General features: G+C 67.6%; 12 protein-coding genes. 7 read left to right on the top strand and 5 right to left on the bottom strand.

Annotated features, from left to right (window positions below):
* The first annotated feature begins 69 nt into the window (after positions 1 to 69).
* From JK358_RS00195 to JK358_RS00180, 4 genes are all read left to right on the top strand, one after another.
* Positions 70 to 1,986: an acyl-CoA dehydrogenase family protein gene (locus JK358_RS00195; protein WP_201941850.1), complete on the top strand. Its 1,917-nt coding sequence runs from the start codon at positions 70 to 72 to the stop codon at positions 1,984 to 1,986.
* A 147-nt stretch (positions 1,987 to 2,133) separates the two neighbouring features.
* Entirely contained in the window at positions 2,134 to 3,108 is a 975-nt protein-coding gene (locus JK358_RS00190) for an oxygenase MpaB family protein (protein WP_201941847.1), read from the top strand.
* Between the two features lie 177 nt (positions 3,109 to 3,285).
* Positions 3,286 to 5,112, top strand: coding sequence for an acyl-CoA dehydrogenase (locus JK358_RS00185; protein WP_201941844.1), 1,827 nt, complete (start codon positions 3,286 to 3,288; stop codon positions 5,110 to 5,112).
* A gap of 168 nt (positions 5,113 to 5,280) precedes the next feature.
* Positions 5,281 to 5,919 carry a hypothetical protein gene (locus tag JK358_RS00180; RefSeq protein WP_201941841.1) on the top strand — a complete coding sequence of 213 codons (639 nt, stop codon included), beginning with the start codon at positions 5,281 to 5,283 and terminating at the stop codon, positions 5,917 to 5,919.
* Here JK358_RS00180 and JK358_RS00175 read toward each other — a convergent pair.
* From JK358_RS00175 to JK358_RS00155, 5 genes are all read right to left on the bottom strand, one after another.
* A complete protein-coding gene (locus JK358_RS00175; protein WP_201941838.1) occupies positions 5,916 to 6,488 on the bottom strand; it encodes a TetR/AcrR family transcriptional regulator in 573 nt (190 codons plus the stop codon). The two genes, JK358_RS00180 and JK358_RS00175, sit on opposite strands and share 4 nt — an antisense overlap.
* Positions 6,481 to 7,332, bottom strand: a complete 852-nt coding sequence (locus tag JK358_RS00170; RefSeq protein WP_201941834.1) for an alpha/beta fold hydrolase — start codon at positions 7,330 to 7,332, stop codon at positions 6,481 to 6,483. The genes JK358_RS00175 and JK358_RS00170 overlap by 8 nt, the downstream gene beginning before the upstream one ends.
* 74 nt (positions 7,333 to 7,406) lie before the next feature.
* Positions 7,407 to 8,222, bottom strand: a complete 816-nt coding sequence (locus tag JK358_RS00165) for an exodeoxyribonuclease III (protein ID WP_201941831.1) — start codon at positions 8,220 to 8,222, stop codon at positions 7,407 to 7,409.
* Between the two features lie 44 nt (positions 8,223 to 8,266).
* On the bottom strand, positions 8,267 to 9,235 hold the full coding sequence (locus tag JK358_RS00160; RefSeq protein ID WP_201941828.1) for an N-acetylglutamate synthase, CG3035 family: 969 nt from the start codon (positions 9,233 to 9,235) through the stop codon (positions 8,267 to 8,269).
* Positions 9,225 to 9,821, bottom strand: a complete 597-nt coding sequence (locus JK358_RS00155) for a peptide deformylase (RefSeq protein WP_201941825.1) — start codon at positions 9,819 to 9,821, stop codon at positions 9,225 to 9,227. Before JK358_RS00155 ends, JK358_RS00160 begins: the two co-directional genes overlap by 11 nt.
* A gap of 230 nt (positions 9,822 to 10,051) precedes the next feature.
* On the opposite strand from JK358_RS00155, the gene napA reads away from it, so the two are divergent.
* From napA to sodC, 3 genes are all read left to right on the top strand, one after another.
* The gene (gene napA, locus JK358_RS00150) at positions 10,052 to 10,426 is read left to right on the top strand and encodes a nucleoid-associated protein NapA (protein WP_201941823.1); all 375 of its coding nucleotides are present in this window, start codon (positions 10,052 to 10,054) and stop codon (positions 10,424 to 10,426) included.
* Between the two features lie 17 nt (positions 10,427 to 10,443).
* Complete coding sequence (locus tag JK358_RS00145) at positions 10,444 to 11,010, top strand: LytR C-terminal domain-containing protein (protein ID WP_372440570.1); 567 nt, start codon at positions 10,444 to 10,446, stop codon at positions 11,008 to 11,010.
* A 117-nt stretch (positions 11,011 to 11,127) separates the two neighbouring features.
* Entirely contained in the window at positions 11,128 to 11,820 is a 693-nt protein-coding gene (gene sodC, locus JK358_RS00140) for a superoxide dismutase[Cu-Zn] (RefSeq protein ID WP_201941821.1), read from the top strand.
* Positions 11,821 to 11,834 lie beyond the last annotated feature (14 nt).

Below are 11,834 nucleotides of genomic sequence, written 5' to 3'. Positions count from 1 at the left end.
GCTACGCTCACGAATGAAATGCCCGGTGGTGCCACCGAGAAGCCCCCGGCCGGAGGAGACACGAGCGCGATGACCAACACCCTGTTCAATCCCAAGACCTGTGAGTTCGCCGAATTCGACGACGAGACGCGGCGACTGCTGCGCGCCACCGTCAACTGGTTCGAGAGTCACGGCAAGCAGCGGCTGCTGGCCGAGAGCCGCGACCGGGTCTGGTACGCGGAATTCCTCGACTTCATCAAGGCCGAACGGGTCTTCGCGACCTTCCTGACCCCGGCCGCCGAAGCCAACGGCGATCCCAACAAGCGCTGGGACACCGCCCGCATCGCCATGATGAGCAAGATCCTCGGCTTCTACGGCATGCAGTACTGGTACGTCTGGCAGGTCACCATCCTCGGCCTCGGGCCGATCTGGCAGAGCCACAACAAGGCCGCCAAGCAGCGCGCGGCCGCCGCCCTCGACTCCGGCGAGATCTTCGCGTTCGGCCTCTCCGAGCAGGCGCACGGCGCGGACATCTACTCCACCGACATGATCCTCGAGCCCAAGGCGCGCGGCGGCGGCTTCACCGCCACCGGCGGCAAGTACTACATCGGCAACGGCAACCAGGCCGCCATGGTCTCGGTCTTCGGCCGCCGCGCCGACAAGCCGATCATCGACTCCGCCGACTTCCAGCGGAAGATGGCCGAGGAGGAGTACTCCGGCTACCTGTTCTTCGCCGCCGACTCGCGGCACAAGAACTACAAGCTGCGCAAGAACGTCGTCGACTCCCAGATGTACGTCGCCGCATTCGATCTCGACAAGTACCCGGTCGCGGAAGAAGACATCCTGCACACCGGCCGCGCCGCCTTCGACGCCGCCATGAACACCGTCAACGTCGGCAAGTTCAACCTCGGCTTCGGCGCGGTCGGCGCGTGCGAGCACGCCATGTACGAGGCCGTCACGCACGCCGAGAACCGAGTCCTGTTCGGGCACAAGGTGACCGAGTTCCCGCAGGTGCGCACCCTGCTCGCGGACTGTTACGCGCGGCTCATCGGCATGAAGCTCTACAGCGAGCGCGCCATCGACTACATGCGCTCCGCCAACGAGAACGACCGCCGCTACCTGCTGGTCAGCGCCATCGAGAAGATGTCGGTCACCCGGCAGGGACAGAAGATCTACGAGGACCTCGCCGATGTCATCGCGGCGCGCGGCTTCGAGAACGACATGTACTTCCCGATGGCCATGGTCGGCATGTTCGGTCTGCCGCGCCTCGAGGGCACCGTGCACGTGAACATGGCGCTGTCGCTGAAGTTCATGCCCAACTACATGTTCCATCCCTCGGACGCCGGACTGGCGGCGTTGCGCTACCTGCCCGGCGGGACGCCCGCGAGCGCGGTCAAGGCCGCATCCGGCGCGCTGGGCTGGACCAGCCGCCGCCTGGTGCCCCGCGCGGGCTCGGCCGTGCCCAAGCTGCGTAGCGAATTGGCAAGCGCCACTTACGAACCCGTGCCCACCCGGCGCGACGCCGCAGACGACTCCTTCCTGTTCCGGCAGGGGCCGACCAGCGGTCTCGGCCGCATCCGATTCGAGGACTGGCGGCCGGTGTTCGAGCGGTTCGCGCACATCCCGAACGTGGCGGTCTTCCTGGAGCAGGCGCTCGGCCTCAAGACCCTGCTCGCCGCGGCCACCCCGACCAGGGCGCAGCAGCAGGACGTCGACTTCCTCTTCGGGCTGGGCGAGCTGTTCACGCTGCTGCCCTACGCGCAGCTGATCCTGGAGCAGGCCGAGAAGGACGGCACCGAAACCGCCGTTCTGGATCAGCTCTTCGACATCTTCGTGCGCGAGTTCTCCAAGCACGCGCTGGGCCTCAACGCCAAGCCCACGGCGTCCAAGGCGCAGCAGTCCCTCGCTCTGGAACTGGTCCGCCGCCCGGTCGCCGACGCCAAGCGCGTCGAGCGGGTCATCTCGCAGGTTCGCGGTCTCGCGGGCGGCTACGAGATGAACCCCTGATCCAGCTGTCGGCGAGTCCTCGGGCGGGGGTCGACACCCCCGCCCGCCAGGGCTTCCGTGGCCGCCGTGCCAGCGGAAACCGCAAATGCTACATTCGTGAATGAAAGGGCTTTCCGGCCCAACGGCATCACTGCAAAGGAGCAGACGATGACGGCAGCAACCTCGCGCCCCCAGTTCGGCGCGCCTGCCCGCACCATCCGCCAGGTCGATTACGGCTTCTTCGGGCCGGACTCACCCACCTGGAAGGTCTGGACCGCGCCCACCGCGCTCATCGGATTCCAGCGCTCGGTCACCCTCGAGCACTTCGACCCGGATCTCACCGCGGCCGTCGCCGATGTCGGTGGCATCTACAGTGATCCGCGCGGCCGGCTCGACCACACCTTCGCGTACTTCCTCATCGCCGCCGTCGCCGACAGCCGCATGGCCATCGAGGCGTCCGAACATCTGATGACGGTGCACGCCAAGGCCACCGGCATCGAGCCGATCAGCGGAAAGCGGTACAGCGCGAACAATCCCGACTCGCAGCTGTGGATCCACGTCACCGGCTGGCATTCGGTGCTCAAGTGCTACGAGATGTACGGCCCCGGACCGCTCACGCCCGCCGAGGAACAGCGGTACTGGGAGGAGTGCGTGATCGCGGCCGAACTGCAGACCTGCAAGCCCGGCACGGTACCGCGCAATCGCGCCGAGGTGCGCGAGTACTTCGCGGCCATGCGGCCGAAACTCTGTGTGTCCGAACGGGCCCGGGAGGGCATGCACTACCTGTTCTTCACGCCGTCGGAGAAGGGCCGCGATCTGTGGGCGGGCAGTCGCCTGGTGGCTCCGGCCGCCATCGCCACGCTGCCCGAATGGATGCGCGTGATGGGCGGATTCGATCAGCCCGGCTTCCTGGACGCGGCCTACCCGCCCGCCGTGCGCGCGGCCATGGCGGTGCTGAAGCGGGAGAAGCTGACGCTGAAGGTGGCCAAGCGGTTCATCGGCCCGATGACCGGTCGCCTGCTGCAGCAGCACCTGGAGGCCGGGATTCCCGACAATCCGGTCACGGTGACTCCGGCGGAGGCCAAGCAACGGTACGGTCGCGCCGCGCGAACGGTGAGCGGCGAAGGCGTGGCTACCGCGTAAAGTGAGACCGGCGCGACCAGAATCGCCGTTAACTTTACACCAGACAGTTATGTGGTCAGGCGACCGAATGTGGTTTTGGCACCCCTGACCGGCAGCGCCCGTGCCTACGGTGGCGTAACGGGACGCGCGTACGGCAAACTCCAGTTGATCACACGACCTAGCTGAGGAGGCCCCTCCGTGTCCCATTACAAGGCGAACTTGCGAGATATCGAGTTCAACCTTTTCGAAGTACTGGGAATCGGGGCGCTGCTGGACCAGGGCGCCTACGGCGATCTCGACAGTGAGACCGCCCGCGAGATGCTCTCCGAGGCCCTGCGCCTCGCCGAGGGCCCCATCGCCGCCTCGTTCGTCGAAGGCGACCGCACCCCGGTCGAATTCGACCCGGCCACCTACAGCATCAGCGTCCCGCCGCTGCTGAAGAAGACCGTCGCCGCGGTCAACGAGGCCGGCTACTCGGGCCTCGGCATGCCGGAGGAGATGGGCGGCGTCTCCGCGCCCAACGCGCTCATCTGGGCCATCCAGGAAATGCTCGTCGCCGCGAACAACTCGGCCTCCTTCTTCAACATGGGCCCGCTCATGCACAAGGTGCTCTTCGAGCAGGGCACCGACGAGCAGAAGCGCTGGGCCGCGCACGCCTGGGAGAACCGCTGGGGCGGCACCATGGTGCTCACCGAGCCCGACGCCGGCTCCGACGTCGGCATGGGCCGCACCAAGGCCGTGCAGCAGCCCAACGGCGACTGGCACATCGACGGCGTGAAGCGCTTCATCTCCGGCGGCGACGTCGGCGACACCGCCGACAACATCATCCACCTGGTACTGGCCCGCCCCGAGGGCGCGGGACCGGGCACCAAGGGCCTGTCGCTGTTCGCCGTGCCGAAGTACCTCTTCGATTCCGAGACCATGGAGATCGGCGAGCGCAACGGCGCGTACGTGACCGGCGTCGAGCACAAGATGGGCATCAAGTCCTCGCCCACCTGTGAGATCACCTTCGGCGGCGAGCAGCCCGCCATCGGCTACCTGGTCGGCGAGGTGCACAACGGCATCGCGCAGATGTTCCGCGTCATCGAGAACGCGCGAATGATGGTGGGCACCAAGGCCACCGGCTCGCTGTCCACCGGCTACCTGAACGCCCTCGAGTACGCCAAGCAGCGCGTGCAGGGTGCGGACCTGACCCAGATGACCGACAAGTCGGCCCCGCGCGTCACCATCACCCACCACCCGGACGTGCGCCGCTCGCTCGCGCAGCAGAAGGCGTACGCCGAGGGTCTGCGCGCGCTCTACATGTACTGCGCCGCCTACCAGAACGCCGATGTGGCCCAGGCCGCCTTCGGCGCGGACGCCGAACTGGCGGAGAAGGTCAACGACCTGCTGCTGCCGCTGGTCAAGGGCTGCGGCTCGGACCGCGCCTACGAGAACCTGACCGAGTCGCTGCAGACCCTGGGCGGCTCCGGCTATCTGCAGGACTACCCGATCGAGCAGTACATCCGCGACTGCAAGATCGACTCGCTGTACGAGGGCACCACCGCCATCCAGGCGCAGGACTTCTTCTTCCGCAAGATCATTCGCGACAAGGGCGTGGCCCTGGGTCACGTCGCGGGCCTGATCAACAAGTTCGTCGAGACCGGTGACGACCGCCTCAAGGCCGAGCGCGAGCTGCTCGGCACCGCGCTCGCGGACGTGCAGGCCATGGCCGCCGCGCTCACCGGCTACCTGATGGCCTCGCAGCAGAATGTCGAGGAGCTCTACAAGGTCGGCCTCGGTTCGGTCCGATTCCTGTACGCCACCGGCGATCTCGTCATCGCCTGGCGTCTGCTGGAGCAGTCCGCCATCGCCCTGCGGGCGCTCGAGGGCACCGTGTCCGACAAGGACCGCTCCTTCTACACCGGCAAGGTCGCGGTCTCCTCCTGGTTCGCCAAGAACAAGCTGCCGCTCATCACCGGCGTGCGCTCGGTCGTCGAGAACCTCGACAACGACATCATGAAGCTGGACGAAGCCGCGTTCTAGCTCTCCGGAATCTCCCGGGCCCCCGCACCTTTGGTGCGGGGGCCCGGACCGTATACGGGGCGGGGGCCGGACCCGCCCCGGCGTGCGCGCCCGCGGATGTCGAAAAGACACGCCCGGCGAGTACGCGACCTGCGGTGTTGTACACGTCACACCGGGTACAACTACCGCATGGTTTTCCCGGTGACATTCGGCTGGATCCAAGTGGTGCTCATCGCGCTCGGCGTCATCGCGCTCGCACTGCTGGTGACCGCTGTGCTCAAGGCACGCAAAGTGGGTTGGCGCGTGATCGCCGGTCGTGGCACGGCCGCAATCTCGCTCGTCCTGGTGGCGGTGGTGATCCTATGGGTGACCACGCTGCTGCAGACCTTCCTCGGACTCACCGGGGAGGTGAAGGCCGCGCATATCGTCGTGACTCCCGTTGCGGGGCAGGAACATATGCTCGATGTCGAGCTGACCCTCTTCGGCGACAAGAACCACGACGAACAGAAGCTGAAGCATCTGGTCGAAGGCGATCTGTGGGTGCTGCAGGCCAATATCGTGGAGCTCGAGCCCTGGGTGAACGCGCTCGGATTCAACTCCGGGTACAAGATCACCCGGCTGTACGGGCAGCGCCTGGACGGCATCGCCACCAAGCAGAACCACATCTTCCTCAACGGCGGCGACGGCGACTTCTTCGACGATATGAAGAACGAGACCTGGTACACCAAACCGTTCGTGCGATCCGCGTACGGGAACGCGGTGATCGCCACGGCGGGCAGCTATGACGTGTTCATCTCACGGGACGCTATAAAGACCCGTCCCGCTTAGCTTTTGGCCTGCTCGCGCAGCCCGCTGTCGAGGAAGTGCAGCATCCAGGCGAAGCTGTCCTCCGGATCGCCCGCCCATTGGAAGCCGCGCGCGGCCTGCAGGCCCGCGAAGCCGTGGATCATGGCACGCAGGGCGCGCAGGGCGTGCAGCGTGTCGGCCTCGGGGATGCCGTAGCCGCGCACCACCGCTATCAGCGATTCCGTCATGCGCGCACCGGGTTCGACCAGTGGATCCTCCGGGCCGATCGCGGACGTGCCCACGGTGGCCGTGTAACGGCCGGGGTGGGCGAGCACGTAGTCGCGGAAGGCACGGACGAAGGCATCCAGCGCCGGCTGACCCGAAAGCCCGTGCATGGCATCACGAGTCACGCGATCCAGTTCGGTCAGGGCCAGCACGGCGATGCCGTGCTGCAGGTCGGCCAGGCTCGCCACATGCTTGTACAGCGAGGGGGTCTTCACCCCCAGGCGCTGTGCCAGCGGGGCCATGGCCAGGCCGTCGTACCCCATGTGGTCGGCCAGTTCCGCGCCCACGCGGATCACCTCCGCCTTGGTCAGTCCGGCCCTAGGCAACGGCGTGCTCCTTCAGGAAGGCCAGCGCCAATTCGGCGACACGGTCCGGGGATTCGGCATGGGGGTAGTGGCCCGCACCCTCGACCAGGGCCACGCTGCCGATACCCGCGGGCATGAGCGCCACGGCGGCCTCCGCCTCGGCCTTCGGATCCGGGAAGTCCGGATCCTCGGTGCCCATGACGATCAGCGCCGGGCGGGTCAGCTTCGGCAGGTGTGCTTCGGCATCGGCCGGGGTCGACTTGCCGGTCTTCAGGAATTCCGCGAAACGGCCGGGCTCCCTGAGCTTTTCGGCCAGGGCCGCCATGTACTCGGGGTAGTCGGCGGGCTTGATCGGGTAGGCGACATCCAGGTACTTCTGCCACTGGCCGAGGCTCTTGAAGGCGAGCGCGCCCATCAGGTGCGTCATGCCCCTGCGGTAGCGCGGCGTGGTGAAAAGCGCTCCGGCGGCGAACTTCTGGGTCTTGGTGAAGGGGCCGAGTTCGATGACGCCGGAGACCAGTTCGGGGGCCTGCGCGGCGGCGATGGTGGCCGCGCCGCCGGACAGCGAATGGCCGATGATGACGGCCGGGCCGCCCAAGTGGCGGATCAGCGCGAGCAGATCGCCCGCCACATCGGTGCGCGAAATCGCTTCACTGCCGTCGTGGGAGGTCCAGTTCATGCTGGATTCGCCGTGGCCGCGCATATCCGCCGCGGCGACCCGGTAGCCGGCCGCGGCGAGTGCCGGGGCCAGGAAGCGGAAGGCCGCGCGGCTGTCGCCGATGCCGTGCGAGAGCACCACCAGCGGGCCCTCGCCGGTCACGTCGTAGGCGATCTGTCCACCGTCGATGGTCAGGTACTCGGTCATGTCGCACTCCCGTGAATCGCTAAGCTAATTCCTATAGCTCAAAGGCTAATGGCATTAGCTTTGTGGGTCAACGGTCAGTCGGCGAGTACCGCCACCACCGGTGCGTGATCGCTCGCGCCCTTGCCCTTGCGCTCCTCGCGGTCCACATTCGCGTCGGTCACGCGGGCGGCCAGCGCGGGGGAGCCGAGAATGAAGTCGATGCGCATGCCCTCTTTGCGGGGGAAGCGGAGCTGCGTGTAATCCCAGTAGGTGTAGACACCCGGGCCGGGGTGCAGCGGCCGCATGACATCGGTGAAACCGGCCTTCTCGAAGGCTTCGAAGGCATCCCGCTCCGGTTGCGAGACATGGGTTTTGCCCTCGAAGAACTCGGGGGACCAGACATCCGCGTCGGTGGGGGCGATATTCCAGTCCCCGACCAGGGCGATCTGCGCGTTCGGGTCCTGCGCCAGCCAGTCGGTGCCCGCCGTGCGCAGGTTCGCCAGCCACTCCAGCTTGTAGGCGTAGTGCGGATCCGCCAGCGCCCGGCCGTTCGGCACGTACAGACTCCACACCCGCACGCCACCGCAGGTCGCGCCGAGCGCGCGAGCCTCCACGACCGGCGTGCTCAGCAGCGTCTCACCGGCGTTCTTGTCGAAGCCGGGCTGCTCCGGGAACGCCACCTCGACATCGGCGATGCCCACCCGCGACGCGATGGCCACGCCGTTCCACTGGTTGTGCCCCACATGCGCGACCTCGTAGCCCGCCGCCTCGAACGCCTCGAACGGGAACTGCTCGTCCTTGCACTTGGTCTCCTGCATGGCGAGCACGTCGATATCGGCGCGATCCAGCCAGGCCAGCACCCGATCCTGCCGGGTGCGAATCGAATTCACGTTCCAGGTGGCGAGACGCACGGGAAAACCTTTCGCGATCAGTGATATTCGGAGAGCTCGGATTGCTACGGGGCGGCGTAGCGGTAGCCGTGGTGCTCCAGGAAACCCATCTCCCGGTACATCTCCACCGCCGCCTCGTTACCGGACTCCACCTGAACATAGGTGTGCGTCGCGCCGTGCGTGCGGCCCCAGCGGATCATCTCCGCGCACACCAGCGAACCCAGGCCGTGCCTGCGATGCCCGGTGCGCACCGCCACACAGCTCAGGCCCACCCAGCGGCGGCCGTCCGGCGCGGTGGTGACCGCGGCCCGGCCGATGGCCAGGGGGGTGGGCAAACCCACTGTGGCGAACGCCAATTCGCCGTCGCGAATCGACATCAGCACATCGACGTCCGGGGTGGAACCGATCTCGGTGTCGCCGCCGCGATGCCGGTGCAGCGACAACCACGCGCCGTCCGGCTCGTCGGCGAAACGCACCATGGGCGGGCCGTCCGGCAAGGGCAGCGACTCGATTTCCGCTGCCAGCACCAGGGTTTCGTTCCAGGTGCGCCAGCCCTGCGGCACCGGCGCGAGCCGATCCGGCAGCGCCAGCTGCAGCGGCAGGCCGCGCTCGGTGTACCACTCGCCGATGCTGTGCAGGGTGTCCCCGGTGCACAGCGCCGGGCCCTCCGAACCGCCCAGCGGCACAGCGGAATTCGCGCGGCCGGTGTAGCCGGATCCGGCGCGCAGCAGCCAGCCGTCGATCCAGGCGCGCTGCACGCCCGGCCAGCCGTCGGCGGCCGCGGCCTCCAGGGCGCGGATCTCGCTGGTGCGAATCGGCCTGGGGCCCAGCGCTTTCCAGGCGACCACGCGATCGCGGGCGATGGACACCACCTGGCCGTCGGCGGTGCGCACGGTCAGCGGATCGGTGTCCACGAGTTCGCCGATCACATCGGTGAGCGGTTGCGGGTAGCCCTCGGGCAGGCGGTAGCGCACCACCACGCGGCGTCCGAGCGGCGGCAGGGCCGCGCCCGTGTCGTCGGGGTCAGTCGTCATGCCCGAACGGATCCGGGACGGTGCCCGGCACCCAGCTCAAACCGGGTGTGCCCCAGCCGTTGCGCTTGATGGCCTTCTTGGCGGCGCGGGCATTGCGGCCCACCAGCACGTCGGTGTACAGGAAGCCGTCCAGGTGCCCGGTCTCGTGCTGCAGCATGCGGGCGAAGAATCCCTTGCCCTCGATGTCGACCGGTGCGCCGTGCTCGTCGGTGCCGGTGACGCGGGCCCAGTCGGCGCGGCCGGTGGGGTACTGCTCGCCCGGGACCGATAGACAGCCCTCTTCGTCGTCGTCCGGGTCGGGCATGGTCTCGGGGATCGGGCCGGTCTCGAGCACCGGATTGATCACGCAGCCGCGGCGGCGCACCATGCCGCCGTCGGGGGTCTCGTCCGGGCAGTCGTACACGAACAGGCGCAGCGGCACGCCCACCTGGTTGGCGGCCAGGCCCACCCCGTGTGCGGCGTCCATGGTTTCGTACATGTCCGCGATCAGCGTCGCCAGCTTCTCCGACTCGGGGGAGTCCGTCACGGGATTCGTCGGGTTGTGCAGAACCGGGTCGCCGACGATGACGATCGGGAGAATAGCCATGGTCAAGAGCCTACTGGGTGGTTGCCCACGGCCCGTCGGCTGCCCTTTGTCGGTGTCATCAGGCAGGCTTTCCACGCAAACCGGACGTTTGGATCCGCTGGGCGACACGCCGGGTGGATTCGGAAAACACGCCGAGCGGTACGCGATCGGAAGTCTCCGGCGCGTGGTTGAATGATCGGCGGACGCACAAGCACCATCATCGTCTGGTTCCAACTCGGCGAGGGAGCACTATGGACAGCGCAGCGGCACGGAACATTTCCGCAAGCGAGGACGGCCCTGCCGACGTGAATACGGTGGTCCCGGACGGAAATGCCACCGCGCCCGACGCTGCCGCCCCCGAAGGGGAAGGCGCGCACGGCCTCTCCCGTCGCGAACTGGACATCCTCGACTTCGAACGCAAATGGTGGAAGTACGCCGGCGCCAAGGAAGAGGCCATCCGCGAACTCTTCGACCTGTCGCCCACGCGCTACTACCAGGTCCTCAACGCCGTCGTCGACAAGCCCGAAGCACTGGCCGCCGACCCCATGCTCGTCAAGCGTCTGCGCCGCCTGCGCGCGAGCCGCCAGAAGACCAGGGCCGCACGCCGTCTCGGATTCCAGGTCTGAGCAGTAGGCTCGAGCCCGTGAGCAACCCGAATTCGCCTGCCGGAGGCCCGCCACTGCGTGCGCTGGCGATGGTCCTCATCGCCCTGGCCATCGTCTTCGCCGGCCTGGGCGCGATGTCGCTGTCGAGTTCGGACTCCTCCGGCGCACAGGCGGAATCCGATACCGCCACCGCCACCACCACCGTCAAACCTGTGACGAGCGCCACTGTGGCGCAACCGATTACACCCCCTCCGGCGACCACCACACCCCCGGAGACCACGACGCCGCCGACCACCACGACGCCGCCCGCGACCACCGGAAACGTCGACAAATCGGTTGCCGTAAGGGTTTACAACAACAGCAACGTCGGCGGATTGGCCGCCAAGACCGCGAGTCAACTCACCGCGAACGGGTACAACGTCACCGAGTCCGGTAACTACAGCACCGGGGTCATCCCGAAAACCACGGTGTACTACGGCAGTTCACCCAAAGAGCAGGCGCTGGCCGTCGCCATCGCCAACGAGCTCGGTTGCAACGCCGAACCCCGGTTCCCCGGAATCGCGGACTCCCCGGCGGGCGTGATCGTCATTCTCGCGGGCGAATAGAACACCCGGTCGGCCCCTCCGCGAGACAGGGTTGTGCCTCTGGCATCATCTTGACCGAGTAGTAACCATGTCCACTCGGCTTGCCCGTTAACCTGGACTCGTAAAGGAGTTCTCCGAATGGCCCCGTCCACAACTCGTCGCCCGTCCTGGCGGACTGTGACCCCGTTGCTCGCGGTCGCGGCCCTCGGCCTCGCAGGCTGCTCCAACAGCCAGGAATCGAGTGACGTCAAGGGGACGACCCCGCCGGTCTTCACGAGTTCCCCCGCCCCCGCCGGCTTCACCACCGGTCACGGCGGCGAGCAGGGTCTCACCACGCCGCCCACCGAATCCGTCAGCGCGCAGCTGAAGGACTCCAACGGCAAGCTCGTCGGCACCGCGACGATCGGCAAGGTGGGCGACCACCTGCAGATCACCGTCGAGGCCCACGGCCTGACCCCCGGCTTCCACGGCCTGCACTTCCACCAGCAGGGCAAGTGCGAACCGAACTCCGTCGCGCCCACCGGTGGCAACCCCGGCGACTTCCTCTCCGCGGGCGGCCACCTGCAGGTCGGTGCCCAGGCGCATCCGGCCGCCGGCGACCTCACCTCCCTGCAGGTGCGGTCCGACGGCAACGCCAACTTGGTGACCACCACCAGCACCGTGTCGCTGGAGGATGTCAAGGGCAAGGCCCTGATCATCCACTCGAGCGCCGACAACTTCGGCAATATCCCCAGCCGCTACTCGCAGCCCGGCGGCACCACCGGGCCGGACGCCGACACCCTGGCGACCGGTGACGCTGGCACCCGGGTTGCCTGCGGCGTCGTCTCCTAACCCACAAGGTGAGC

The sequence above is a fragment of the Nocardia acididurans genome (genome assembly GCF_016741815.1).
Taxonomy (GTDB): domain Bacteria; phylum Actinomycetota; class Actinomycetes; order Mycobacteriales; family Mycobacteriaceae; genus Nocardia; species Nocardia acididurans.
The sequence above is the reverse complement of the archived record's forward strand: the minus strand, read 5'-3'. Positions and strand labels throughout refer to the sequence as shown.